This is a genomic window from Cryobacterium sp. CG_9.6, from assembly GCF_029893365.1.
Classification (GTDB): Bacteria; Actinomycetota; Actinomycetes; order Actinomycetales; family Microbacteriaceae; genus Cryobacterium.
On record NZ_JARXUZ010000001.1, the window covers coordinates 17,125 to 43,173 of the forward strand.

Here is a 26,049-nt window from a genome sequence, read left to right on the forward strand (position 1 = left end):
TTAGTTCTCTCCTCGAATAACAAAAGCTTCTGTGGGCGGCGCAGGATCAGACCCGGGATTGACCGGAGCGGACTGTGCTGCCTCAATGCGCGAGATGGCGGTGTGGTCGGCATCCATCAGAAATGATGTCAGGCGCGTGACCTCGTCGTTTTCGCCAATTTCTGCGGACGCCCGGCGCAGGGCGAAAAGGGCGCGAAGCACCCCACGGTTGGGTTCGTGGCTCCACGGCACCGGGCCGTGGCCCTTCCACCCGGCTCGACGCAGGGCGTCGAGGCCGCGGTGGTACCCCACGCGGGCGAAGGCATACGACTCGAGCGTGCGCCCTTGGGCGTGCGCCGCATCGGCGAGCTCGGCCCAGGCCAGAGAGGAGGTGGGATGCGCCCATGCCACAGCGGCAATATCTGCCTTAGGGGTTCGATTAAGCGAGGCGAGCACCTCCGCTTCCACAGGAAGAAGGGTCGCGGGCTGGTCGAGCAAATTATCGCCGGTCACACTCGATACTATCGTGGCGCGCTGCAATAACCGCTCGGGCCCGTCTCACCGTGTCCGTACGCGCGGTGTCAGGTGCCGGCTCCCACGATGGCGGGCACGGTGGGTGTGCGCTGCTGCGCGGCAATGCACCAGCCGCCGTCGTGGAAGACATAGGTGGTGGAGACAAAGAACTGGGTGGTCTCCTCGCCGCGGCGCACCACAGCTCGGGATACGACGATCCCGCCATGGTTGCCGAGACGAATCACGGCCGGTTCGTGCAACTGGTACCCGTCGCAGTCCAGCAGTGCGAAGCCACCAGACAGTTCGTTGCGCGAGATCACTCCACCCGGCACCACCAGGAGAGCGTCTTGGGTCATGGTGCGCTGAAAATAATCAGCACCCTGACCAGCAATTATGGCCTGCCATCCCTCATGTTCTTCATGCAGGAGGCGGGCGGGCAGATCGTCAGTGATCGCAGTCATGACACCACGCTAGTGCGTACGGGCGACAATCAGAAGTGGTGTTGCAGTACCCAGTTGTGCATCGTGACCGCGGCGGCCGCCGACGCGTTGAGCGACCGGGTGGAGCCGAACTGACTGATCTCCACAATCGCGTCGGCGGAGGCCACGGCGGCATCCGAGAGCCCCGGTCCTTCCTGACCGAACAACAGCACGCAGCGCTCCGGAAACGAATAGGTCTCGATAATGACGGAACCCGGCACGTTGTCAATAGCGATGATCGGCAGGCTCTCGCCGCTCGCCCACTCCACAAAGGTCGCCACATCCGGGTGATGCATCACGTGCTGATATCGGTCGGTCACCATGGCGCCACGCTTGTTCCAGCGCTTCCGGCCAATAATGTGAACGGTGTCGGCGGCGAACGCATTGGCGCTGCGCACAATCGAGCCAATATTCATGTCGTGCTGCCAGTTCTCAATGGCCACATGAAACGGATGCCGGTGCTCATCGAGGTCGGCCACGATCGCCGCCATGAGCCAGTAGCGGTACCGGTCGATCACATTTCTGGTGTCGCCGCGTTCCAGCAGCTCAGGGTCGTACCGAGCATCGGTGGGCCACTCCCCCTGCCACGGTCCGACACCATAGGTCGAAAGCTCATGGGAGGGGTTTTCTGCTGGCGTGCTCACTGCTTCACTTTATCGCACGCCGCGTTCGTCGCTCTTTCGGGTGCCCGAAATATTCGCTAAGGTTTCGGTATGTCGAAAATTGAGGCGCCCAGGCGCGAACGGGCACTGACGCCCACAACCGTGGCCTCCTCGCGACTGCTCTGGCTGCTCGGTCCGGCACTGGTTGCCGGTGTCGCCTACCTTGATCCGGGCAACGTGGCGAGCAACATGACGGCCGGCGCCCGCTATGGCTACCTGCTCGTGTGGGTTGTTGTGGCCGGCAACGTGATGGCGTGGCTGATTCAGTACCTGTCCGCGAAGCTCGGCATCGTCACCGGCCAGAGTCTGCCCGAGATTCTCGGCGTGCGCATGAAACGCCCACTCGCCCGCCGTCTCTACTGGATTCAGGCGGAACTTGTGGCGATGGCCACCGACCTGGCCGAGATCATCGGCGGCGCCGTTGCCCTCTATCTACTCTTTGACCTTCCGCTCCTCGTGGGCGGCATCATCACCGGCACCATTTCCATGGTCGTACTCACGGTGCACACCAAACGCGGCCCCAAGGTGTTCGAACGCGTGATCGTGGCGCTGATGCTCATCATCACCGTGGGCTTCACCGTGGGCGTTGTGCTGTCACCGCCCGACGCCGGCCAGGTGCTCGGCGGCCTGGTGCCGCGTTTCGACGGCGCCAACTCGGTGCTCCTGGCCGCCTCCATTCTCGGTGCCACGATCATGCCGCACGCCATCTACGCGCACTCCTCGCTCGCCCGGGATCGCTTCCCGGAATGGCAGGGCACCACCGCCACCCGCCGTTTGCTGTGGGCCACCAAATGGGACGTGACCATTGCCATGGCGATTGCCGGCACCGTGAACCTTGCGATTCTGCTGCTGGCAGCATCCGCTCTGCAGGGCGTGGACGGCACCGACACCCTGCAGGGCGCGTATGCGGCGATCGAGTCCTCGCTGGGCGCGGCCGTCGCCACGGCCTTCGCGATCGGGCTGCTCGCGTCCGGCCTCGCCTCAACCTCGGTGGGCGCCTATGCGGGTGCCGAGATCATGGCCGGCCTGATCCACGTGCGCATTCCGCTGCTGCTGCGCCGCCTCATCACCCTCATTCCCGCCCTCGTGATCCTGGGCGTGGGGTTTGACCCCACGGAGGCCCTGGTGCTGAGCCAGGTAGTGCTCTCCTTTGGCATTCCCTTCGCCCTCATTCCGCTCGTGTGGCTCACCGCTCAGCGCGGTCGTCTCGGCACCTTCGCCAATCGCTGGTTCACGACCGCGGCCGGGGCGCTCTGCTCACTCGCCCTCGTGGCGCTCAACGTGGTGCTGCTCGTGCTCGTGTTTACCGGCGCCTGAGGCACGCCGGGTACCCTGAGACAGTCATGAAGCACACCACGCCGGCCTCCGAGGATTACCTCAAAACCATCTACGCCCACACCGAGTGGCAGAGCGAACCCATCACCCCCAAGGCGCTCGCCACTCGACTGGGTGTGGCACCGTCATCCGTCACGGAAATGGTGAAGAAGCTCGCCTCGGCCGGTTTGATCGCCCACGTTCCCTATGGCCCGCTGACGCTGACGGATGCCGGCGTGTTGCGTGCCACCGCCGTCGTGCGACGGCACCGGGTGATTGAAACCTGGCTCGTGCGCGAGATGGGCTACACGTGGGACGAGGTACACGAGGAGGCCGAGATTCTTGAGCACTCACTCTCCGACCGACTGCTCGAGGCGATCAACACCCGGCTCGGTTACCCCACACGGGATCCGCACGGCGACCCGATTCCGCTGGCGGATGGCTCGTCGCCGCGGGAGCAGGCCATTCTGCTCGCCGAGGCGGCGGACGGACACACCGGCACGATCCTGCGCGTGAGCGATCGAGATTCCGCCGTGCTGCGCGAACTCGCCGCCGACGGCATCGGCCCCGGCGTGCACGTCACCGTTCTCGAGCCACTGACCCTGAAATTCTCCGACGGTCAGACCCGGCAGGTGACCCCCCTCGCGGGGGATGCGATCTGGGTAACCAACAATGCCACAGAGCCCCACTAGGCTAAAAGCCCCGACGACAGGAGCGCCACATGGCCCGCCGTGAAGAGATCGAATGCTGGCTCACCGACATGGATGGTGTTCTCGTTCACGAGAACGCCGCCCTTCCGGGTGCCGCCGCCCTACTGCAGCAGTGGACCGACACCGGAACGCCCTTTCTGGTTCTGACGAACAATTCGATTTACACGCCGCGTGACCTGAGTGCGCGACTACGGGCATCCGGTCTCAACGTTCCGGAGGACCGAATCTGGACTTCGGCTCTGGCGACCGCGGACTTTCTCAAAGCGCAGATTGCCGGAGGCACCGCCTTCGTCATTGGCGAAATGGGGCTCACCACCGCCCTGCACGAGGCCGGCTTCACGATGACCGAAACCACCCCCGACTTCGTGGTGGTGGGTGAGACGCGGAACTACTCGTTCGATGCCATCACCAAGGCGATTCGCCTGATTCTGGGCGGGGCACGTTTTATCGCCACCAACCCGGATGCGACCGGCCCGAGCGCCGACGGCCCCATGCCGGCGACGGGTGCCATCGCGGCGCTCATCACCAAGGCCACCGGACGCGAACCCTATGTGGTGGGCAAGCCCAACCCGATGATGTTCCGTTCCGCCATGAACAAGATTGGTGCGCACTCCGAGAACACGGCCATGATCGGTGACCGCATGGACACCGACATCGTGGCCGGCATCGAGGCGGGACTGCACACGATTTTGGTGATGACGGGCATCAGCGACGAGGCGGAGATTGCTCGTTACCCGTTCCGTCCGAGCGAGATTCTGTCGGGTGTGCACGAGCTGCTCGCCACCGAGCTGATCGAGAGCGACGAGATCTAGCGGTTGTTCGCTCTCTGAGCCGGAACACGCGGTACGGCTGCGGCTACGGAATGCGCGAGACTGAGAAGATGTCTGATCTCACTTTGCGCGGCGGTATCGGCAGCCGCGTTGACGTGGAAATCGATGTGAAACACTCCCGATTCCTCTGTCACCTCGTGCGCGTCGAGACAGAGGATGCCGCGCGCGAGACGATCCACGACGCCCGCAAGGCGCACCCGAGCGCGCGCCACCACTGTTCCGCGTTCGTTCTCGGACCGACCGGCACTCCCGATCAGGTGCGCCGCGCGAATGACGATGGTGAACCATCCGGAACCGCGGGCCGACCCATGCTCGAAGCCCTGGACGGGCGCGGGTTCGTCGACCTGGTGGCGGTTGTCACCCGCTATTTTGGTGGCACCCTGCTCGGAGCCGGTGGCCTGGTGCGCGCCTACTCGGAGGCCGTTCTCACCACGATTGACGAGGCCCACACGCGTCGCCTCGTGGTGACGCGCGAACGCCGCGAACTGTTCGCTCTCGCGCTGTCCCATGCGGATGCCGGACGCATTGAGGCCGAGCTGCGCCAGCGTGGCGTGCTCGTTCTGGGCACGGAATACGGCCGCGAGGCGGTGCTGCGTATTGCCGATGATGACCCGGAGCGGCTCGCCGCGGTTGTGGCGGGGGTCACGGCCGGCGCAGCGACTCTCGAGGCTCTCGGTCACGAATGGATCGACGTGGGGTAGCTCGCTCGTGGGCTTTTGAGCCGGGGCTTTTCTGGGCTGGTGGCGTCAGTGGTCGGCGGACCGTCGCTCGCGGAAGGCGATCATGTTCATGCGGTTACCACAGCGCACGCTGCAAAACCGTTTCGAGCCATTGCGGGAGAGATCGAGCACGAGGCCGGTGCAGTCATCCGCTTCACACAAGCGCAGGCGCCCCATTTCATTGCTGCGAATCACGTCGATCAGTGCCAGAGCGGCCTCGACGCGCATGCGCTCACCGAGCGGCGCCTCGGGCACCGTGGCATGCAGGTGCCAGTCCGAGGTGTCGTGGCGGGCGAGCTGCGGGAGCGCCTGGGCCGCGCGCAACATGCGGTTCACCTCGAGCACGGCCTCGTCGCGGTCCTGGGTCCACACGCGGCGGAGCAGGGTGCGGGTCTGCCGCACGTCTTGGAGCTCGACATCATCGCTGTCGATGCGCCCGGTAAACGGAATCGGAGCCAGCAGAGCCGCAAGGTCGGCGATCGTGGCAAGTTCATCCCGGCCGCTGCGAGACGCGCCGGGGTCGGTGTTGCCGAGGGCCACCATGAACTCGAGGGCCTCCTCGGTGTCAGGGGCAAAATGCAAGTTGACTCCTTATCGGTTCGGTCCTACTGTCAGTGTCATGAGTCACGTTAGACCATGACCGACCGGGCTGAAGGGCTTTCGATGAAGCTGACCTCGATACCGGGCGGCCTCGTCGTCGCCGTGCTCTCGGCGCTGTCGTTCGGCACGTCCGGAGCGCTGGTGAAACCGCTGCTCGAGGCGGGATGGTCGCCGGCTGCGGCCGTGACCGTTCGGGCCTTCACTGCCGGGCTCGTTCTGTTGCCGCTGGCCCTCGTCGCGTTGCGCGGGCGCTGGCGCGTGCTCTGGATCGGGCGCTGGCGCGTGCTCGGCATGGGTGTCGTGGGTGTGGCCTTCACCCAGCTCGCCTATTTCGCCGCCATCTCGACCATTCCGGTGTCGACCGCGCTGCTGATTGAATTTCTCGCGCCGCTCATTCTCGTTGGTGTGGCCTGGGCCGTGTCGAAGCGGATGCCCCGCCCCGCCGTGTTCCTCGGCTCGGCTCTCGCCGTGGGCGGCCTCGTACTGGTGATCGGTCCCGGGGCGATTCAGGCGGTGGACCCCCTCGGCCTCCTCTTCGCCTTTCTCGCCGCAATCGGCTGCGCGGCCTACTTCTTCATTGCCGCGCGTCCGGACCAGGGCCTCCCGCCGATTGCTCTCGCAGCCTTCGGCCTCCTCGTAGGCGGGCTCATTCTCGGGCTACTCGGTCTGACCGGTGTGCTGGCCCTGACCGCAACGTTCGAGGATCTCCCCCTGTTCGGCTCGCCGGCTCCGTGGTGGGTTCCGCTGGTTCTGCTCGTGGTGGTGAGCACGGCCGTCGCCTACGGCACCGGAATCACCGCCACCGGCGTGCTGGGCTCCCGTCTCGCGTCGTTCGTGGGCCTGCTTGAAGTGGTTTTTGCCTCGCTGTTCGCGTGGCTGCTGCTCGGCGAGCAGCTCACCCCGCTGCAACTTCTCGGCGGCCTGCTGATTCTCGGCGGCATAGCGGCCGTGCGCTCGGACCGCGGCGAGCTCGTTCTCCCCAGCCCGTTTCCAGCGGATGCGTCGGCACCGGTCGGGCACGCTGCTCCCGGAGGCGCGGCTTCAGCGAACGCTTCTTCCCTAGCCACTGCAGCGAGTGGGGCCGAAACCTCCACTGCTCCGGAACCAGCGCCTGCTCTGGACGGAACCACTCCCTAAGCTCCCCGGAGGCGGTGGGCACCCGTCTCATCAAGCGCTCGCTGACTCCTCAGGGTGGCCGCTGCGGCCCAGCCCCGCGCACAACCGGGGCGGTTTCGGGGCCTACTACCGCGACATCCGCTGGGTGACGCTGCCGTTTGTAGGGCGGTTAGGCGTCCTTCGACACGTCGGCGTGGGTGGCCTCGACGACCGGGGCTTTGGGATCGTTGCGCGTCTTGAGCAGGCTGGCGACCGTGGCCACGGCAACCGTGGCGCCGATGAAGAGGAGCGAGAACCAGATGGGGATCTCGGGTGCCCACTTCACGCCCTCGCCACCGTTGATGAATGGGAGCTCGTTGATGTGCAGCGCGTGGAAGACCAGTTTGACACCGATGAACCCGAGAATGACGGCGAGGCCCTGCGCAAGGTAGACGAGGCGCTGGAGGAGCCCGCCGATGAGGAAGTACAGCTGGCGCAGACCCATCAGTGCGAAGACGTTGGCGGTGAAGACGATATACGCCTCGTTGGTGAGGCCGTAGATTGCGGGAATCGAGTCGACGGCGAACACCAGGTCAACGAAGCCGATGGCCACAATGGCGAGCAGCATTGGGGTGAGGAACCGCTTGCCGTTGATCTTCACGGACAGCTTGTCGGCGTGATACTCCTCGGTGACCGGGAAGATGCGACGCACGAACTTGATGACTCGCCCGTTTGCGGGATCGCTCTCCTCGTGGTTGAACGCCTGGCGATACGCCAGCAGCAGCAGGAGCGCGCCGAACAGGTAGAAGATCCAGGAGAAGTTCTCGATGAGGCTGGCGCCAACCGCGATGAAGATTCCGCGCAGGATGATCGCGATGATGATGCCGATCATCAGCACCTTCTGCTGGAACTCCTTCGGCACGGCAAAACCGGTCATCAGGATGAGGAACACGAAGAGGTTGTCGATCGACAGCGCCTTCTCTGTAAGATATCCGGCGAAATACTCACCGCCGAAAGTCCAGCCCGAGATCATGCCGATACCCACGCCGAAGAGCAGCGCGAGGCTGATGTAGAAGATCGACCAGCGCGCAGACTCGGCCAGGCTCGGCACATGCGGCTTGCGCACGTGGGCGAAGAACTCATAGACGAAAAAGGCGATGGTGACGCCAATGGTAATGAACCAGACGAGGGGGGTCGCATTCACAGGGAAACTCCGCGGGGTCTAAGGGTGACTAAATATTCAAAGTCTCATCCACCCTCAACGACATCTGTCGGAGAGAGCCAGCGGTCCGGAACGCATCTATGCATTCGTATTGACGAAGTCGCTGCTCGTGGATTACTCCCTTTGCAAATGACAGAGTATCACCTCAAAATGCGTTTCCGCGAGGGTCTGTGGGGGCTCACAGACGGCTGCCAGCATTGCGTGAGGGAGCCGCGGCATCCGCTTCGATGCGCGCCCGGCGCTGCGCCTTCGGCTACACGACCCTCCAACTTCAGCCCCATCATCTGCTCCGATGAGGCCAAAACTGGCTTCTGGTGCGCGAAAAGCCACCTTCTGCCCCATCACGGCCTCCGCGCGAGCCCGAAAGCGCGAGCCACCAACATCAGCCCCATCACAGGGTCTCATGGGGCCTTGGTTGACCTCTCGCGAGCCCTCGCCGTGGCGAGAAGCCAACATCAGCCCCATGGTCGACTGTCATGGGGCCACAAATGGCTTCTCGTGAACCTCGTAGGCAGCAGCGGATGCCGCGTGGCGGCTACGCAGCCGGGCCCGGTCCGGCGATGGACGCGGTCAACGGCTCCGCGGAGGAGCGGCTGACGAAGCAGTAGTAGTGGCGCGCGGGGTCTGCCCATTGCTCGTCAGTCACGGGGTAGCTGCCCTGCATCTGCAGATCGGGATAGGCGCCGGCTGCGGCGAGGTCGAGTACGCCGGGGGCGGTGCAGAGCAGGTTCATCTGTGCGGCCAGGGCCGCTTCACCGGGGAACACCGTCGTGGCGTCACCACCGAACGAGCCTCGGTACACCAGCTGGGCGCCGTGGGCCGCGGCACAATCCGAGACCGTGAAGGTCTCTGCCCACGGTGACTCGAAGGGTTCCAAGCACTCGCCACCGAACAGGGTGTCCCAGGCATGCACGCCAACGGGCTGGGCAGCGGTCACCTTGACCGTGGGTGTTGGGGTCGGGGTGGCCGACGGCGTCGGGGTGGCCGTGGCCGTGGGGACCGGCGCGCCTGCGCTCGCGAGATTCTGTCCCAGCAGAAACAGCCCCACAAGAATGATGATGGCCAGGAGAACCGCGCCAACCCAGATCACCGTGCGGGTGGCAGTGCGCGCGGGTCCGTTCGGCGCGGCATGTCGACTCGGAACTGCGGGTTCGGTCGGTGTGTTCGTCATGGTCGCTTCGGCCTGCAGCACGGTGGTGGCGGGTAGGTCCTCCACAACGGATGTCGTCGACGACTCGTTCCCATCATTCATCTGCTCAGGAACGTCGGCGCTCTCATCACTCGCGAGAGTGGATGCGTGCGGTCCCGCCGCGCCAAGTGCAAAGTCCTGTGGAGTTTTCCTCGGTTCGGGTGTGATCCACCAGGGTTCCGGTTCGAGGTCAGCCTCCGTGCCGCGCGGGTTTTGCGGGACCAACGATTCCGCGTTTATGGGCACCTCAGACCGCGTTCGCGTTTCCGGCAGGGGAGGCGGGTCGAGCTCGACGGGATTCACTGGCGCGAGATGCGCGTTAAGCGGAGTCGAAATGGGGGGTGGGCCAACAACGTGAGGCGGGGTGGTTGAGGCAGGAGCAGCAGCGAGAACAGGTATGACCGGCGCCATAGGCGCGGCGATGGCGGCAGGCACGGAGGTGGCGGAAGGTGCGGTCGGCGTGACAGGTTTGGCCGATACCGTCGACGGTCCGGCCGCGTCGGGCACGTCGGGCACGTCGGGCACGTCGGTAGCGACAGGCACATCGGGTACGTCGGGCACATCGGGCACGTCAGGCACCTCGGGCACTTCGGTTGCGACAGGCACGTCGGGCACGTCAGGCACGTCGGTAGCGACAGGCACATCGGGCACGTCAACCAAATTGGGCACAGCAGGCACCACGGGCTCATCGAGTCGGGCAGTCAAATCAGACACCTCGGGTGCGGAGAGTCCGGCTGGTATCACCGGCAGGGGTGGAACGAAAGCCATCCCTGGCTGGCCTGCCTCGGGACCTTCAGAGGACTCGGGCCGCTCGGAGTCTGGCAGCTCAGAACCTTGAGGGGCCACACGAGTGAGGGCAGATGCGGGCGCCTCAGCCGCGCGACCCACAGCCGCGGGCTCTGACCCTGATTTCGTGTGACCGGGGTCAGAAGGTTCGCTCGCATCCGGCACGGGGGCATCCGACTCGTGGTCGCCCCCCGTGTGGTCGCCGACGGCGTGGCTGACAGCCGGTGCTGACTCCGCTTCAGGCTCTTCATCGGAGTCGTTCGGCGAGACCTCGAACTGCGACGATAACCAGTCGATGCCCTGATTGGAATCGTCGTCCTTCGGCACTAGTTCAGCCCCAGATCCTCAAGGGAGATGGCGGCGTAGTAGGGGTAACCCGCGGCCTCGATGATCTCGCGGGCACCGGTGTTGCGGTCGACAACGACGGCGACGCCAGCAATGATCGCGCCCACCTTGAGCAGCGCTTCAATGGCGGCGAGTGGTGAACCGCCGGTAGTCGAGGTGTCTTCCAGAACGATCACGCGCTTTCCGGCGAGATCGGGGCCCTCGACCTGACGGCCACGACCGTGATCCTTCGGCTCCTTGCGCACGACGAATGCGTCGTAGCTGGCACCGCTGGCCGCTCCCTGGTGCAAGACAGCGGCAGCCACCGGGTCGGCGCCCATGGTGAGGCCACCGACGGCAGAGACGTCGGGAATGTCTTTGATGAGGTCGAGCATGACCTGCCCGATCAGCGGGGCCACCCGGTGATCGAGGCTCACGCGGCGCAGGTCAACGTAATACGTCGCTGTTTTCCCGCTCGTGAGAACGAATTCCCCATGAAAAACGGCCTCGGCCGCGATGAAATCGATGAGTTTCTGCCGCGTATCTTTCACAGAGACAACTTTAGGGCATCGGGCTAAAACCCCGGTGCGCTCTTGCGATCACCCGGTTGCTAGTTCAGGAGATCCGTCGCAACCACCGCTCCGCACTCCCGAAAACAGAGGGCACGTCGGCCGCAAGCGGCTGAATCTCCTGAACTAGCGACAGCCACGTCCCGCCACCCAGGACTGCAGGCCACGGCCTCCAACCCCAGCACACCCCGACCTTCACCCGGCGCCCGGTCGCTACTTCAGGAGATCCGTCGCAACGACCGCTCAACACTCAGTGAGACGCCGGGCTCGGCGGCCGCGAGCGGCTGAATCTCCTGAACTAGCCACGAGGCTGCGGCGATAAGGGTCCCCGGGTAAAGAGGTACCCGGTCGCCAGTTCAGGGGATTCCTGTGTAAACACACCCGGGTCCCGCAGAAAAACGCGGTGGAGCGGATGCCTGGGGCCGGATCTCCTGAAGTAGCGACACCACGGTTCGAAAGCAGGAAAACGGCCTAGAAACAGTGACTGGGACGCGGCCAGTCCCGCAGAATCACGGCATCAACGGCGGGTTCCAGAGCCGACAGCGGTTGCTAGTTCAGGAGATCCGCTGGCAAACACACGAAGGCCCCGCAGAAACACGCGGTGGAGCGACCGCGAGCGGCCGGATCTCCTGAACTAGCAACACCAGCCGGGACAGACACGACCGAAAGAGCTGGCCACCCGCATGTCGTTGGCTCGTGGGCCGAAAGGCACAGGGCCCGAAGACGCGATCCTAGAAGATGCGGACGAGCGCGCGCTCGGGGACGCGGTGGTAGCCGTCGCGGGCAACAATGCCCACGAGAGCAACGATCGAGGAGAGAGAGATGACAGCGAGGAGAATGAGCAGAGCGAACACGGAAGTGCCTTTCGAAAAGAGGTGGCTGGTCAGAGGACGGAGGCGCCATTGCTCGTGATCGACGTTCTTATTTCACCACCTCGAACCGTGCAGCACAATCGCATTATTTGGCCAAGAGTGTGTAGCGTGGCTACATGGACGTACAACGGCTCGAACTGCTCCGCGAATTGGCCGAGCGACACACCATAACGGCCGTTGCGCGGGCCACCCATCGAACCCCGTCTGCGGTTTCGCAGCAGCTGAAGGTACTCGAACGCGAGGCCGGGCTACCCCTGACCGAACGCAGCGGCCGCGGCCTCGTGCTCACCTCGGCCGGCCGCGCACTCGCCCGCAGCGCGACCGACGTGGCCGTGGCGCTCGAACGAGCGAACGCCATCTGGGACGAGTTCCGCAACACCGCCACCGGCGAGGTGAGCGTGGTCACATTCCCCACGGCCGGGCAGATGCTTCTCCCCGGCACGCTCACCGACCTCGCCGAGACGCCCGGCCTCGTTGTCACCTGCACCGATCGCGACCCCGAGCTGAGCGACTTTCCCGCCCTCACCGCGGAGTACGACATCGTGCTCGCCCACACCATGCGCGGGCAGCCGTCCTGGGGTGGACGCGGACTCACCGTGGTGCCACTCATGACCGAGCCGCTCGACGTGGGACTGCCAGCGGAGCACCGGCTGGCTGCACGGGCATCCGTCTCGGCGAGCGACGTGGCCGGCGAAACGTGGATCGGCGTGCCGGAGGGCTACCCGTTTGAGCGCATTCTGCACGAGATCGAGCAGCAGTCCGGCGAACGAATTTCGGTGACGCAGCGCTTTGCCGACCTGCGGCTCATCGAATCGTTCATCGCCGCGGGCCTGGGCATCGCGCTCCTCCCCCGCTACACCTCGGCCACAGACCGCCCGGGGCGCCTCGTACTCAAACCCCTACGGGGAGTGGATGCCGAGCGGCAAATCGTGGCGCTGATGCGTCCCGACCGTGCCGAACGCCTCGCCGTGCGCACGGTGGTCAATGCCCTGCGAGATCAGGCCACACGCGTGCAGTCTCAACACGCGTCCCGGCACTAGCCCCCGCAGCACGGTGACGAGGCGATGCGCGCGCCATCGCACCATGATGGCTGACGGCAGTTCAATACAACTCACGGCGGCCAGCTGCAGGGCGTGGCCACAGGGCGGGCCGGCCAACAGCACGCCGCAACACGAGGGCAGGCCAGAAACTCGCGGGCAGGCCAGATCCCCGCGCGACGGGTGATGCGGCAATAATGACAGAAGTGTGCGCGAGCACGCTCGAACCAGCACCGCCGCCGGTCACCAGAGGGAGTCACGATGAGCACGGTTTCGACAGCGGATGCCGCGGTGCATGCCGCCGACAGCCACGACCTGATTCGTGTGCAGGGCGCACGCGTGAACAACCTCAAGGACGTGAGCGTCGAGATTCCGAAGCGCCGCCTCACGGTGTTCACCGGCGTCTCCGGCTCCGGTAAGAGTTCCCTCGTGTTCGGCACGATCGCCGCCGAGTCTCAGCGCATGATCAACGAGACCTACAGCGCCTTTCTTCAGGGTTTTATGCCCACGCTCGCGCGCCCCGAGGTTGACGTTTTGCATGGCCTGACAACAGCCATCATTGTGGATCAGGAGCGGATGGGCGCCAACTCGCGTTCAACCGTGGGCACGGCCACCGACGTGAACGCGATGCTGCGGATCGTCTTCAGCCGACTCGGCGATCCGCACATCGGCTCACCCCAGGCATTTGCGTTCAACGTTCCTTCTATTAGCGGCGCCGGTGCCGTGACGATCGAGAAGGGCGGTCGCACCGTGAAGGAGCGCCGCAGCTTCAGCGTCACCGGCGGCATGTGTCCGCGCTGCGAGGGCATGGGCACGATCAACGACATCGATCTCACGCAGCTCTATGACTCCGCCAAGTCGTTGAACGAGGGCGCGATGACGATTCCCGGCTACACCGCCGACGGGTGGGGCGTGCGGATCTTCACCGGGTCCGGGTTCCTGGACCCCGACAAGGCGATTCGCGACTACACGAAGAAAGAGCTCAACGACTTTCTGTATCACGAGCCCACCAAGGTGAAGGTGGGCGACATCAACATGACCTACGAGGGACTCGTCCCCAAGGTGCAGAAGTCGTTCCTGTCCAAGGACCGCGAGGCCATGCAGCCGCACATTCGCGCCTTCGTCGACCGCGCGGTCACCTTCGCGACCTGCCCCGAGTGCGCCGGCACCCGCCTCAACGCGGGCGCCCGGTCATCCCGGGTCGGCGGGATCAACATCGCCGAGGCCTGCTCCATGCAGATCAGCGACTTGGCCGACTGGGTGAGCACGATACATGAGCCGCTGGTGGCACCACTACTGGTCGCCTTGAAAGCCACCCTGGACTCGTTCATGGAGATCGGACTCGGCTATCTGTCCCTCGACCGCCCGGCCGGCACGCTGTCGGGGGGTGAGGCTCAGCGCACCAAAATGATTCGTCACCTCGGGTCGTCCCTCACCGACGTCACGTACGTTTTCGATGAGCCCACCATCGGGCTGCACCCGCACGACATCGAACGTATGAACAAGCTCCTGCTGGACCTCCGCGACAAGGGCAACACCGTGCTCGTGGTGGAACACAAACCCGAGACCATCGTGATTGCCGATCACATCGTTGACCTCGGCCCCCGCGCGGGCGCGGCCGGCGGCGAGATCTGCTTTGAAGGAACCGTCGCCGGCCTGCGCACCAGTGGAACGCTCACGGGCCAGCACTTTGATGACAAGCGCGTCGTCAAGAAAACGGTGCGCACGCCCACGGGTGCACTCGAAATCCGCGGCGCGACGGAGCACAACCTGCAGGGCGTCGACGTGGATATTCCCCTCGGCGTACTCGTCGTGATCACCGGTGTTGCTGGGTCCGGCAAGAGCTCTCTGGTGCACGGATCGATCCCGGCGGGCGCGGGCGTCGTGTCAATTGACCAGGGCGCGGCTCCCGGCGCAGCAACCCCGCCACCTACACCGGCCTTCTCGACCCGATCCGTGCCGCGTTTGCCAAGGCGAACGGCGTGAAGCCGGCCCTGTTCAGTGCCAACTCGGAGGGCGCCTGCCCCAACTGCAATGGCGCCGGCGTCATTTTCACCGACCTCGGCATGATGGCGAGCGTAACCACCACGTGCGAGGTGTGCGAGGGGAAGCGATTCGACGCATCCGTTTTGGAATACCCGCTCGGCGGCCGGGACATCAGCGAGGTGCTCGCCATGTCGGTGGACGAGGCGAAGGAGTTTTTCGGTGCCGGCGACGCCCGGACGCCGGCCGCCCACGCCATTCTGGTGCGGCTCTCCGACGTGGGGCTTGGCTACGTGAGCCTCGGCCAGCCGCTCACCACGCTGTCCGGCGGCGAGCGCCAGCGGCTGAAACTCGCCACGCAAATGGCGGAAAAGGGTGACATTTATGTGCTCGACGAGCCAACGGCCGGACTGCACCTCGCCGATGTGGAGCAGCTACTCGGTCTGCTCGACGGGCTCGTGGATTCCGGAAAGTCGGTCATTGTGGTGGAGCACCATCAGGCGGTGATGACGCACGCCGACTGGATCATTGACCTGGGTCCGGGGGCCGGCCACGACGGCGGCAGGATCGTGTTCGAGGGCACCCCGGCCAATCTGGTGGCCGACCGCACCACCCTCACCGGCCAGCACCTCGCCGCCTACGTGGGCGCCGAGTAGGAGCCTGTTGCCCGACGCAATCGTGGCGGCTCGCAGATACGAGCCGCCACGATGCCACGCACCAGAGCGGATGTCTACTGGTTCTGCGGGAAACCGAGGTTGATTCCGCCGTGGCTCGGGTCCAACCACCGGCTGGTGACGGCCTTCTCGCGGGTGAAGAAGTTGATACCCGCGGGGCCGTAGGCCTTTGCGTCACCGAAGAGTGAATTCTTCCAGCCACCGAACGAGTGGTACGCCACCGGCACGGGGATCGGCACGTTGATACCCACCATCCCCACCTGCACCTCGTTCTGGAACCGGCGTGCGGCCCCGCCGTCGTTGGTGAAGATCGCCGTTCCGTTGCCGTACGGGCTCGCGTTGATGAGGTTCAGCCCCTCGGTGTAGCTGTCCACGCGAACAATCGACAGCACCGGGCCGAAGATCTCGTCGATGTACACGGCCGAATCGACACTCACGTGATCGAACAGGGTGGGACCGAGCCAGAAACCGTCGGCGGCGCCATCCACCTCGATGCCGCGACCGTCAACGACCACCGTGGCCCCGTCGGCCGCCGCCACATCGATGTAGCTGGCCACCTTGTCCCGGTGTACCTCGGTGATGAGCGGGCCCATGTCGCAGCCGCGGGTGCCATCGCCCACCTTGAGGCCCTTCATCCGCTCCACGATCTTGGCAATGAGCTCATCCGCCACGGGTTCGACCGCGACGATCACGCTGATGGCCATGCACCGTTCGCCGGCGGATCCGAACCCGGCGTTCACCGCGGCATCCGCTGTGAGATCGAGGTCGGCGTCGGGTAGCACGAGCATGTGGTTCTTCGCCCCGCCGAGGGCCTGCACGCGCTTGCCGGCCTTGGCCGCGGTCTCGTAAATGTACCGGGCGATCGGGGTCGATCCCACGAAGGAGATGGCCTGCACGTCGGGGTTGACGAGCAGAGCGTCCACGGCCACCTTGTCGCCGTGCACGACGTTGAACACGCCGTCCGGGAGTCCGGCTTCCGTGAACAGCTCGGCGAGCCAGTTGGCGGCAGACGGGTCCTTCTCGCTGGGCTTGAGGATGACGGTGTTTCCGGCCGCAATGGCGATGGGGAAGTACCAGAGCGGCACCATGGCGGGAAAGTTGAACGGGCTGATGATGCCCACCACGCCGAGCGGCTGGCGCAGCGTGTACACGTCGACGCCGGTGGAGACATTCTCCGAATAGTCGCCCTTGGAGAGGTGCGGCATACCGAGGGCAAACTCCACCACCTCGAGGCCGCGAATGATCTCGCCCAGCGCGTCGGAGGTCACCTTGCCGTGCTCGGCGGTGAGGATGTCGGCCAGCTCACCCTTGCGCGCGTTGAGCAGCTCCCGAAAGTTGTACATGATGGTCTGGCGTTTGGCCTGACTCGTGTCGCGCCACGCCGGGAAGGCCGCCTGGGCGACCGCGACGGCAGCGTCGAGGTCGGCCGCGGTGGCGAGGATGAGGTTCTTGGTGACACGGCCGGTCGCCGGATTGTAGACGGGAGAGGTGCGGGTTGAGGTGCCGCTGAAGATGCTGCCGCTGACGTAGTGGGAGAGCCTAGGGGATTCAGTCATTATCGTTCGATTCCTTCGTGTGAATGAGGCGAAAAAGGATGGTCCGGCGTGCAAATCTCAGTTGATCGTTTCCATGCTGCCATCAATGAGCTTGATGATCATGGAACAGTCCTTTCCCGCCTGTCCGGAGTCGACCACGCGCTGGAACAGCTGCTGCACATGCTCACCGATCTCCAAGGGAGTATCGGTGGCCTTGGCGGCGGCGATGGCGAGGTTGATGTCCTTATTTGCCAATTCGGCGGTGAAGGTCGGAGCAAAGCCCTGGTTAGAGGCCGCAGTGGGCACGACTCCGGCCACCGGGTACCACGTGCGCAGTGCCCAACTGTCGCCGGAGGAGACCGATGCGATGTCCCAGAACACCTGCTTGTCAAGGCCCAGCCGGTCGGCCAGTACCGCACCCTCTGCGGCGCCGGCCAGGTTGATGAAGAGCATGAGGTTGTTGCAAATCTTTGCCGCCTGGCCGGTCGTGGCGCCGCCCGTGGCGATGATATTGCTCGACATCGGCTCAATATACTGGCGGGCTTCCACCACAGCCCCGGCTTCCCCGCCGATCATGAACGTGAGGGTTCCGGCGCTGGCGCCACTCATTCCTCCCGACACCGGGGCATCCACAAACCGAAAGCCGGCGCTGGCGGCCGCATCATGCAGCGTCCTCGCCGACTCGATGTCAATCGTGGAGGAATCCACCAGCAGGGTGTCGGTGCTGGCATGGGCCAGGACTCCGTCATCACCCAGGTACACCGCCCGGGAATGTTCGCCCTTGGGCAGCATCGTGAACACAACGTCGGCGCCATCCACGGCTTCCGCAATGCTGGTGACGGGTCGAACGCCCGCCTCTTCGCCCGCCCTCACCGCTGCCGCGTTGAGATCAAAACCCCGCACGTCGTGCCCCGCTTTGACCAGATTGGCCGCCATGTAGCCGCCCATGTGTCCTAAACCGATCCATCCGACTACAGCCATTGAGAAGCTCCTTTGCTTGGTGGGGTCACACATGTGACTCCGTGTTGATCAGTCTCACATCCTGATACAGTGCAATCAAGACGATAATCTGCAGAGAAAGTGTGCATGAATGCACATTGAAATGAGGCGTCGTGGTAGACATCAAGCGGCTTCCGAGCCCGGACGATCTGCTCATCCTGCTCACAGTGGCACGGCTCGGGCGCTTTAATGCGGTAGCGGATGCCCTCGGCACGACACACACGACCATCTCGCGCCGCATCACCGCACTGGACCGGGAACTCGGCGGGCAGACGTTGGAACGCACCCCCCGCGGTTGGGAACTCACCGAGCTGGGGACTCACGCGGTCAATGCGGCGGAAGCCATCGAGGACAAACTGCTGGCCTTGACCACGGCCATCAGCGAGGACAAGGATCCGCTGTCCGGCGAGGTGCGGATCAGCACGGCCGATGGGTTTGGTGCGGAGTTTGTCACCCCCGCCCTGGTGCGGCTGCAGCGTGACCACCCGAAACTCACGGTTGAGATCTTCAGTGCCACCCGCAAGGTCAACCAGAATCGCTCCGGCGTGGACCTGGAAGTGGTGGTGGGAATGACGGATGCCAACAAAGCGCAGGCCGTGTTTCTCACCAATTATTTCCTCCGCCTTTATGCCAGTCCTGGCTATCTGGCGGCGAAGGGCATGCCCACAACCCTGGAGGATCTGAAGCACCACAGCTTCGTCTCGTACGTGGAATCGGCGCTTCTGGTTGCCGAGCTGGGACACCGATCCTCGCAGTTGCCGATGCCGGAAACCAGCTTTCAAGCCACCAGCATTTTCGCGCAAACCGAGGCCGTGCGCCGAGACGCTGGCATCGGTCTGCTGCCGAACTTCATGGTGAGTGGCAAATCGGGGTTTGTTCCCGTTCTGCCGAATGACTTTCATCGCCAGCTTCCGATCTGGGCGATCGCTCGCCCGGAGTCGCTGCGATCCGCGCTGGTGCGAGCGGTCATCGATGCCCTCCGTCGGGAAGTCGCGGAGCGTCAGACCACGCTGTCCAGCTGACGAGGTCATGCGGGCGACCGAGGCGATGGGCACATCTCAGAACATCCCATCGCCTCCTCCCTACCGGCTTATTTCGACGCCATGGCGGGCTGAGCCTGCATGCGCCGGGCATCCTCTGCATCGAGCGCGTGCAGTGAGCTGCCCCGGGTTTCCTTCAGCGTCAGCACCGCGATGGCGGTGATGATGCAGGCGGTCATCAGATACAGCGCAACAGGAACGGATGACCCGAACGCGTTCAGAAGGCTCGTCGCGATGATGGGCGCCAGTGAGCCGGCCACGATGGAGGTCACCTGATAGCCGAGGGACACACCGGAGTAGCGCATTCTGGTGGGGAACATTTCCGACATGATCGCCGGTTGTCCGGCATACATTGTGGCGTGGAAGAGGAGACCGATGGTGACCGCGGCCAGAATGATCAGGTCATTTCCGGTGTCCATCATGGGGAAGGCGAAGAAGCCCCAGGTCCCTCCCAGCAGCGCACCCGTGAGATAGACGGGACGACGACCGAAGTGGTCGGACAGCTTGCCCACCAGAGGCATGGCACAGAATTCGATGGCGCTGGCCAAGAGAAGCAGCAGCAGTATTCGCGAGGTGTCGAACTTCACGATAACGGAGAGGTAGGTGAGGGAGAACGTAATCACGATGTAGTACAAAATGTTCTCTGCGAAACGAAGCCCCATCGCGGTGAAGACAGCGCGCGGATAGTGGCGGAAAACCTCGATCATTCCGTAGGTCTTCTCCGGTGCTGCCTGTACATCCCCGGCCTCGACAGCGTCGCGTTCCTCCTGCTCGCGCTCTTCGCGTGCTGCGAGGAAGATCGGGGCGTCGCTCACCTTGGTGCGGATGTAATACCCGATGGCAACGATGATCACCGAAAGCCAGAAGGCGACGCGCCAACCCCAGGCGAGGAACGCCTCCTGGGAGAGGGTCGAGGAGAGCAGGAAGAGCACACCGGTCGCCAGCAGATTCCCCATCGGCACGGCGGACTGTGGCCAACTGGACCAGAAACCTCGGGATTTGTCGGGGCTGTGTTCCGCGACAAGCAGTACAGCGCCGCCCCATTCCCCACCCACCGCGAAGCCCTGCACAAATCGCAGCAAAACCAGAAGCGCCGGTGCCAGATAGCCGATCTGGTCGAAGACCGGAAGACACCCCATCAGGAACGTCGAGGCGCCCACCATGATCAGGCTCAGCTGAAGCAGTCGCTTTCGACCGAACTTGTCTCCGAAATGACCGAAGACCAGACCGCCGATGGGTCGGGCCAGGAAGCCGACGGCGTAGGTGATGAACGCGGCAATGATCCCGTCCAGCTCGGTACCGGCCTTCGGAAAGAACAGCGGTCCGAAAACCAGAGTTGACGCCGCCGCATAGAGAAAGAACTCGTACCACTCAACCGTCGTACCGGCCATGGAGGCAACAGCAATTCTCCTCAGCCCTGCCGGTGCCGCGTTCACTTTTCTTGCCCGCACATTTGGTGTAGTCACGCAAAACTCCCTCGGTGTCTTCGTTGACACGACATGAATAGTTTGAGACCGGCCCCGCACCATCCGCCTCAGATTGGGCGGACGCTCGAGCCATTACGAGTGTGGTCTGCGGGCAGCAGGTACGTCAAAGTCAATTTATGCAGGTGCGGCCTGCATTAATGCACCCGACCGCCGCGCTCCACGCCCGGCAGTCGCCCTCTAGAGCAGGTCGAGGCTCAGCACCTCGTCGTAAATGGCCACGGCTTCGGCAACCTCGGCGTCGGTCACGATGCACGGCGGAACCACGTGAATGCGGTTCTCGATCATGAAGGGCAACAGCCCGCGCGCCAGCAGCTCGGCCTTAATGCGTGCCATCACGGCGGTGCCCACGGGCTCGCGGGTGTCCAGGTCGGCCACGAGCTCCAGAGCCCAGAACACGCCCGAACCCCGCACCTCGCCAATGATCGGGTGCGCCGCCTGCAACGCGGCGAGCGCCGGCGCGAGCACGTCGCGGCCGATGCGGGCGGCGTTCTCCACAATGCCCTCGTCTTCCATCGCGTCCATGGTGGCAACGATCGATGCCATGGCCAGCGGATGCCCGCTGTACGTCAGTCCACCGGGAAACACGTTCTCGTCAAAATCAGCCGCGATTTCGTCGGAGATGATCACGCCGCCGGTGGGTACATACCCGGAGTTGACGCCCTTCGCGAAGGTGATGAGATCGGGGACAACGTCATAGGCCTCGAAGGCAAACCAGTAGCCGGTGCGCCCGAAACCACACATCACCTCGTCGAGAATGAGCATGATGCCGTACATGTCGCAGAGCGCGCGCACGCCCGCCAGGTAGCCCTGCGGCGGCAGCATGATGCCCGCTGTTCCCGGCACCGATTCCAGCAGCACGGCGGCGATCGACGCCGCACCCTCGCCCTGAATAACCCGCTCGAGGTGGTGCAGTGCGCGAGCGCACTCCTCCTGCTCGGTCGTGGCCCAGAACTCGCTGCGGTAGAGAAACGGCCCGAAGAAGTGCACATGCCCGCGCGCGTATTCGTTCGGAACGCGGCGCCAGTCCCCGGTGGCCGCGATGGCCGACCCGGTGTTGCCGTGATACGACCGGTAAAGCGACAGCACCTTGTCGCGACCGGTGTGCAGGCGGGCCATTCGGATGGCGTTTTCGATCGCATCCGCTCCCCCGTTTGTGAAGAAGACCTTGTTGAACCCCTCGGGCGCGCGATCGGTGATGCGCCGGGCCGCCTCGCCCCGGGCCAGGTTGGCCGTTGACGGCGCAATCGTCGTCAGAATTTGAGCCTGTTCGATGATGGCCGCAACGACCGCCGGATGCTGGTGGCCAATATTCAGGTTCACCAACTGACTCGAGAAGTCGAGGTAGCTCCGCCCGTCGTGGTCCCATACCCGGCAACCCAAGCCACCCGCGATCACGAGCGGCTTCAGCGCCGCCTGTGCCGACCAGGAGTGGAACACGTGTGCGCGATCGAGCTCGGTGGTGCGCTCGTTCAATCCGACCTGCGCGGTGCCGGTTGCCATGATGTCGTTCACAAAAATCGCTTCCTTCTGTTGAGATGACCTGGGTTACAAAAAGTGTGGGGGGTGAAGGGCCGGGCAGCGGATGCCGCCACCCGGCCGTTACTCTGCGTTCGGTGGCGGGTGCCTAGTTGCCGCCCGGATTCAGGGTGACATCGAGCGGAGTCCAGTCGGTGCCCATCACGTCGACGCCATCGGCGGTCAACTCATCAAGCGCCTGCTGCACATACGTGTTGGAATACGCGGTTTCCGGCGGGTCCGTCGTGATGATTGTGGCACCGGTCTCGTTTTTTGTGTTCATGGCAATGTCCACCGTGTTTGCCCACGCGGCCTCGTCGATCAGTCCCACACCGTTGGTCGACGGGAAGATCAGCTTGCTGACCTCGTTCGTCATCCAGAGCTGATGGCTCTGGCCGAGCGACGAGCCGGCGGCAGTGACAATGCCGGCGGCCGATTCGGCGTTGTTCGCCGCATAGATCCAGCCGCGGATCGAGGCCTTGATGAACTTCACCGTGTTGTCGGCGTAGTCGGAATCACTTTCGAGCTTGTCGGTGTTGGCCCAGATGGCATCCTGAAGCATCGCCGTGCCCTCGGAGTTCCAGTCGATCACGTTCAGATCGTCGGGCTGGTACAACTCACCGGTGGCCGGGTTTTCGGTTTCGAGCACCTGCGCGTACTCGTTGTAGGTCATCGCCTGGGCCGCGTCGATGTCACCAGACAGGAACGCGTTCATGTCAAAGGCCTGCTGGATGAGGGAAATATCGCCCACCTCCACCCCGGCCTGCTGCATTCCGGCGAAGAGCTCCCACTCGTTGCCGTAGCCCCAACTACCCACATTCTTACCGGCGAGGTCGGCGGCGGTGGTGATGTCCTTGTCCTTGAACGAGATCTGCGTGGTGGCACTGCGCTCGAAGATCTGCGCCACGTCGGTGATGTTTGCTCCCTGCTCGATCGAGCCGAGCACCTTGGGTACCCACGAGATGGCGTAGTCCACGTCGCCGGCCGCGAGCACGTCTTGCGGAACGATATCGGGGCCACCTTCTTCAATGGTCACGTCCAGACCCTCGTCTTCGTAGTAGCCCTGGTCCACCGCCGCGTAGTAGCCCGCGAACTGGGCCTGAGCTACCCACTGCAGTTGCAGGGTGATCGGGGTGAGGTCCCCCGCGGCGCCATCGGTCGCCGTGTCGGTGCTGCCGGCCGTGCTGCATCCGCTGAGAACCAGCACGCCGAGTGCGGCGACTGCTCCGAAGGTGCCGAGCCGGGTAGTTGTACGTTTCATGGTTGCCTTCTTGGTTGCTGGTGCAGAGAAAGGAGGATGAGGTGGTGCTGCCCGTCGGCTAGGGCCGACGGGACATCTATCCGGGGCGCCGACTGAACAGCTTCTCGACTCCGAGAGTGACGCAGAAGAACACCAGACCGAGAATGATTGAGCCCAGCACGTACGCCCAGGCCAGGCCGTAGTTACTGCTCGCCGCCGCCGAGGTGATCGACTTGCCGAGGCCGCCTACCGGCCCGCCGAAGTACTCGGCGATGAGGGCCGAGATCACCGCGAGCGAGGACGCGATGCGTAACCCGGTGAACACGAAGGGACGCGCGGTGGGCAGCGTCACCGCCCGGGTAGCCTGCCAACTGGACACCGCGTACGCCCGCATGAGATCGCGGTGCACGGGCCGCACCTGGCGCAGCCCTTTGAGGGTGTTGAAATACACCGGAACGAACACGGCGAGCGCCGCCACCAGCTGCCGAGCCGTCTCGGCTCCGGCCCCGAACATCGTGTAGAGCACCGGCGCGAGGGCCACGATCGGGACCACCGAGAGGGCACCCACCACGGGCACGGCCATCTGATCGAAGACGCGGGTCAGGGCCGACACAATCGCCAGCAGAATCCCCGCGAGGGAACCCAACAGCAATCCGACCAGGGCGTTTCGGCCCGTCACCAGCATGCCGTTCGCCACATTCTGCAGGTTGGCGGCGAATTCCGCGCCGATGGCAAACGGTGCCGGCAGGATGAAGGCCTTGATCGCGAACCCGCTCACCAGAGCCTGCCAGAGCGCCACCACCACCACGCCGAACACGATCGGCGCGAGAATCGTCTGCATGAGGCGAGGCGGGGCATCCCGCAGAACACCGTTACTCATCGGGTCTCCAGCCCCCGTGCCCCCTGGGAGGCACCCGTCGCGTCGTCGCCGTGCAGCAGGTCGCGCACCTCGCTGAGTGAGTGAAAAAAGCTCTCGTCTTCGCGCAGGTCGTCGCTGCGCCCGCTCATGTCGCCGAGGCCCACCGTGACCACCGAGCGGATGCGTCCGGGTCGCGGTGACATCACCACCACCCGGTTGGACAGAAACACGGCCTCGGGAATGGAGTGCGTCACGAACACTACGGCCGCCCGGGTTTCGGCGCAGATGCGCACGAGCTCGTTTTGCATGCGCTCCCGGGTCATCTCGTCGAGAGCCCCGAACGGTTCATCCATCAGCAGCAGGCTGGGGCTTTCGGCGAGGGAGCGGGCAATGGCTACCCGCTGCTGCATCCCCCCGGACAGCTGATCCGGGTAGTGGCCGGCAAAATCAGCGAGGCCCACCAGCTCGATCAGGTCCGCCGCCCGGGCACGTCGCACGGCCTTGCCCACTCCGTGCAACTCGAGCGGGAGTTCGATGTTGCCCGCCACCGTGCGCCACGGCAGCAGTCCGGCCTGCTGAAACGCGATGCCGTAGTCCTGGTCGATGCGAGCCTGCCGGGCCGGCTTACCGAACACTCGGATGCTGCCACTGGTGGGCGTGTCGAGGTCGGCGATGAGGCGCAGCAGGGTGGACTTGCCGCATCCGCTGGGCCCGATGAGGGACACGAATTCTCCGGGAGCGACGGTGAGGCTCACCGTATCGAGGGCGGTGACCCCGACCCCTTTGCGTGCGGCAAAAATTCGGCTCACTTCCACAACGTCCACGGCGTGCGCCGGCGTGCTGGCCTCGGGCATATTCGCCTCGGGCATATTCGAAGCTGTTGTACTGCTCATGCGGAAGCCTCTCCCCTGCGAAAACGACGAAGAAACAGTCCGATCACACCGACGAATCCGGCCGCGACCAGACCCACCAGAATCGACCCGAAGATGGGCGCCCACGGCTTGCCGGGGTCACCGCTGGCCGAACCGGCGTACTCCACGATCAGGCGGCCAATGCCGCCGCGCAGACCGATAGACACCTCGGCCACGACACTCCCCACCACGGCGCTGACCGCCGCGAGCCGCAGGGCCGGCAGCAGGTAGCCCACACTCGCGGGTAGTCGCAAGCGCCAGAGGGTCTTCCACCACCCCACCGCGTAGCAGTGCATCAGGTCCACATGGTTGGCGTCCGGCGCGCCAAGACCGCGCAGCGCACCAATCGACACCGGGAAGAAGGCAAGATAACTGGCAATCAGCGCCACCGACATCCAGTTCTCCCACGAGAACGCCCCGAACTCGATCTGCGCGCCCCAGCGACGAACCAGCGGGGCAAGGGCGATGAGTGGCACGGTCTGGCTGAGAATAATCCACGGCAGAATTGCCGATTGGGCGAGGTGAAAGCGCTGCATGAGCAGGGCGAGCGCCAGACCCACCGCAACTCCCACGAGCCAGCCAACGGATGCGATCCCGAGCGTGAACAGCGCCGCCTCCGCTACCGCTTGCCACAGGGGAACCGCGCTGGCAGCCCCCGTCACCGGTTCGATGACGCGCGTGAGCATGGTGGCCAGGTGCGGCATGGCAAGATCGCTCGTGCGCGGCAGCACGGTGAGGGTGCCGATGATCACGCCGTCGGCCGGTCCGAGCAGCTTGTAGAGCTCCCAGACCACGGCCAATGCGATGACGCCCAGCACCCCGAACGCCGCGCCGTGCCAGCCGGTCGGCAGGCTACGACGCACCCGAGGTGCGGACGACAACTGAGTCATGCGGGGCATCCGTTTC

General features: G+C 64.6%; 23 protein-coding genes and 1 pseudogene. 8 read left to right on the forward strand and 16 right to left on the reverse strand.

Features of this window, described 5'->3' with window-relative positions; translation table 11 throughout:
• From H4V99_RS00075 to H4V99_RS00085, 3 genes are read right to left on the reverse strand one after another with little or no spacing between them, the layout of a single operon-like run.
• The gene (locus H4V99_RS00075; protein ID WP_280679838.1) at nucleotides 1-504 is read right to left on the reverse strand and encodes a DUF3151 domain-containing protein; all 504 of its coding nucleotides are present in this window, start codon (nucleotides 502-504) and stop codon (nucleotides 1-3) included.
• A gap of 56 nt (nucleotides 505-560) precedes the next feature.
• Nucleotides 561-953 carry a hypothetical protein gene (locus tag H4V99_RS00080; RefSeq protein ID WP_280674437.1) on the reverse strand — a complete coding sequence of 131 codons (393 nt, stop codon included), beginning with the start codon at nucleotides 951-953 and terminating at the stop codon, nucleotides 561-563.
• A gap of 29 nt (nucleotides 954-982) precedes the next feature.
• A complete protein-coding gene (locus H4V99_RS00085) occupies nucleotides 983-1,615 on the reverse strand; it encodes a TrmH family RNA methyltransferase (RefSeq protein ID WP_280674439.1) in 633 nt (210 codons plus the stop codon).
• A gap of 69 nt (nucleotides 1,616-1,684) precedes the next feature.
• Here H4V99_RS00085 and H4V99_RS00090 point away from each other — a divergent pair, with 69 nt between their 5' ends.
• The 4 genes from H4V99_RS00090 to H4V99_RS00105 all read left to right on the forward strand — a co-directional run bounded on the left by H4V99_RS00090 (nucleotide 1,685) and on the right by H4V99_RS00105 (nucleotide 5,188).
• On the forward strand, nucleotides 1,685-2,950 hold the full coding sequence (locus tag H4V99_RS00090) for an Nramp family divalent metal transporter (protein ID WP_280674440.1): 1,266 nt from the start codon (nucleotides 1,685-1,687) through the stop codon (nucleotides 2,948-2,950).
• A gap of 26 nt (nucleotides 2,951-2,976) precedes the next feature.
• A complete protein-coding gene (locus H4V99_RS00095; protein WP_280674441.1) occupies nucleotides 2,977-3,639 on the forward strand; it encodes a metal-dependent transcriptional regulator in 663 nt (220 codons plus the stop codon).
• 29 nt (nucleotides 3,640-3,668) lie between these two features.
• Entirely contained in the window at nucleotides 3,669-4,469 is an 801-nt protein-coding gene (locus H4V99_RS00100) for an HAD-IIA family hydrolase (RefSeq protein ID WP_280674442.1), read from the forward strand.
• 68 nt (nucleotides 4,470-4,537) lie between these two features.
• Nucleotides 4,538-5,188: a YigZ family protein gene (locus H4V99_RS00105; protein ID WP_280674443.1), complete on the forward strand. Its 651-nt coding sequence runs from the start codon at nucleotides 4,538-4,540 to the stop codon at nucleotides 5,186-5,188.
• Nucleotides 5,189-5,233: 45 nt separating this feature from the next.
• Here H4V99_RS00105 and H4V99_RS00110 read toward each other — a convergent pair whose 3' ends face one another.
• On the reverse strand, nucleotides 5,234-5,788 hold the full coding sequence (locus H4V99_RS00110; protein WP_280674445.1) for a CGNR zinc finger domain-containing protein: 555 nt from the start codon (nucleotides 5,786-5,788) through the stop codon (nucleotides 5,234-5,236).
• A gap of 54 nt (nucleotides 5,789-5,842) precedes the next feature.
• On the opposite strand from H4V99_RS00110, the gene H4V99_RS00115 reads away from it, so the two are divergent.
• Nucleotides 5,843-6,943: a DMT family transporter gene (locus H4V99_RS00115; protein WP_280674446.1), complete on the forward strand. Its 1,101-nt coding sequence runs from the start codon at nucleotides 5,843-5,845 to the stop codon at nucleotides 6,941-6,943.
• 148 nt (nucleotides 6,944-7,091) lie between these two features.
• On the opposite strand, the gene H4V99_RS00120 is transcribed toward H4V99_RS00115, so the two are convergent.
• The 4 genes from H4V99_RS00120 to H4V99_RS00135 form a co-directional block, all read right to left on the reverse strand.
• Complete coding sequence (locus H4V99_RS00120; RefSeq protein ID WP_280674447.1) at nucleotides 7,092-8,105, reverse strand: TerC/Alx family metal homeostasis membrane protein; 1,014 nt, start codon at nucleotides 8,103-8,105, stop codon at nucleotides 7,092-7,094.
• 553 nt (nucleotides 8,106-8,658) lie between these two features.
• Complete coding sequence (locus H4V99_RS00125; RefSeq protein WP_280674449.1) at nucleotides 8,659-10,425, reverse strand: hypothetical protein; 1,767 nt, start codon at nucleotides 10,423-10,425, stop codon at nucleotides 8,659-8,661.
• Nucleotides 10,425-10,973 carry an orotate phosphoribosyltransferase gene (gene pyrE, locus H4V99_RS00130; protein ID WP_280674451.1) on the reverse strand — a complete coding sequence of 183 codons (549 nt, stop codon included), beginning with the start codon at nucleotides 10,971-10,973 and terminating at the stop codon, nucleotides 10,425-10,427. Before pyrE ends, H4V99_RS00125 begins: the two co-directional genes overlap by 1 nt.
• A 749-nt stretch (nucleotides 10,974-11,722) precedes the next feature.
• Nucleotides 11,723-11,845 carry a hypothetical protein gene (locus tag H4V99_RS00135; protein ID WP_280674453.1) on the reverse strand — a complete coding sequence of 41 codons (123 nt, stop codon included), beginning with the start codon at nucleotides 11,843-11,845 and terminating at the stop codon, nucleotides 11,723-11,725.
• 134 nt (nucleotides 11,846-11,979) lie between these two features.
• Here H4V99_RS00135 and H4V99_RS00140 point away from each other — a divergent pair, with 134 nt between their 5' ends.
• Both H4V99_RS00140 and H4V99_RS00145 read left to right on the forward strand, forming a co-directional pair.
• Nucleotides 11,980-12,903 carry a LysR family transcriptional regulator gene (locus H4V99_RS00140; protein WP_280674455.1) on the forward strand — a complete coding sequence of 308 codons (924 nt, stop codon included), beginning with the start codon at nucleotides 11,980-11,982 and terminating at the stop codon, nucleotides 12,901-12,903.
• Nucleotides 12,904-13,161: 258 nt separating this feature from the next.
• Nucleotides 13,162-15,539 (forward strand): annotated as a pseudogene (locus tag H4V99_RS00145) (excinuclease ABC subunit UvrA).
• A gap of 74 nt (nucleotides 15,540-15,613) precedes the next feature.
• On the opposite strand, the gene H4V99_RS00150 reads toward H4V99_RS00145, so the two are convergent.
• Both H4V99_RS00150 and mmsB read right to left on the reverse strand, forming a co-directional pair.
• Nucleotides 15,614-17,113 (reverse strand): CoA-acylating methylmalonate-semialdehyde dehydrogenase, encoded by a 1,500-nt coding sequence (locus H4V99_RS00150; protein WP_280674457.1) that lies wholly within the window; start codon nucleotides 17,111-17,113, stop codon nucleotides 15,614-15,616.
• 57 nt (nucleotides 17,114-17,170) lie between these two features.
• Nucleotides 17,171-18,073 carry a 3-hydroxyisobutyrate dehydrogenase gene (gene mmsB / locus H4V99_RS00155; RefSeq protein WP_280674459.1) on the reverse strand — a complete coding sequence of 301 codons (903 nt, stop codon included), beginning with the start codon at nucleotides 18,071-18,073 and terminating at the stop codon, nucleotides 17,171-17,173.
• 131 nt (nucleotides 18,074-18,204) lie between these two features.
• Here mmsB and H4V99_RS00160 point away from each other — a divergent pair, with 131 nt between their 5' ends.
• Nucleotides 18,205-19,113, forward strand: coding sequence for a LysR family transcriptional regulator (locus H4V99_RS00160; protein ID WP_348522344.1), 909 nt, complete (start codon nucleotides 18,205-18,207; stop codon nucleotides 19,111-19,113).
• Nucleotides 19,114-19,181: 68 nt separating this feature from the next.
• On the opposite strand, the gene H4V99_RS00165 is transcribed toward H4V99_RS00160, so the two are convergent.
• The 6 genes from H4V99_RS00165 to H4V99_RS00190 form a co-directional block, all read right to left on the reverse strand.
• Entirely contained in the window at nucleotides 19,182-20,522 is a 1,341-nt protein-coding gene (locus tag H4V99_RS00165; protein WP_280679845.1) for an MFS transporter, read from the reverse strand.
• Between the two features lie 273 nt (nucleotides 20,523-20,795).
• Complete coding sequence (locus H4V99_RS00170) at nucleotides 20,796-22,118, reverse strand: aspartate aminotransferase family protein (RefSeq protein WP_280679847.1); 1,323 nt, start codon at nucleotides 22,116-22,118, stop codon at nucleotides 20,796-20,798.
• A 124-nt stretch (nucleotides 22,119-22,242) separates the two neighbouring features.
• Nucleotides 22,243-23,394, reverse strand: a complete 1,152-nt coding sequence (locus H4V99_RS00175) for an ABC transporter substrate-binding protein (RefSeq protein WP_280674461.1) — start codon at nucleotides 23,392-23,394, stop codon at nucleotides 22,243-22,245.
• A gap of 76 nt (nucleotides 23,395-23,470) precedes the next feature.
• Nucleotides 23,471-24,253 (reverse strand): ABC transporter permease subunit, encoded by a 783-nt coding sequence (locus tag H4V99_RS00180; RefSeq protein WP_280674463.1) that lies wholly within the window; start codon nucleotides 24,251-24,253, stop codon nucleotides 23,471-23,473.
• Nucleotides 24,250-25,125: an ABC transporter ATP-binding protein gene (locus H4V99_RS00185; protein WP_280674465.1), complete on the reverse strand. Its 876-nt coding sequence runs from the start codon at nucleotides 25,123-25,125 to the stop codon at nucleotides 24,250-24,252. Before H4V99_RS00185 ends, H4V99_RS00180 begins: the two co-directional genes overlap by 4 nt.
• Nucleotides 25,122-26,033 carry an ABC transporter permease subunit gene (locus H4V99_RS00190; protein ID WP_280674467.1) on the reverse strand — a complete coding sequence of 304 codons (912 nt, stop codon included), beginning with the start codon at nucleotides 26,031-26,033 and terminating at the stop codon, nucleotides 25,122-25,124. The genes H4V99_RS00185 and H4V99_RS00190 overlap by 4 nt, the downstream gene beginning before the upstream one ends.
• Between the last annotated feature and the right edge of the window lie 16 nt (nucleotides 26,034-26,049).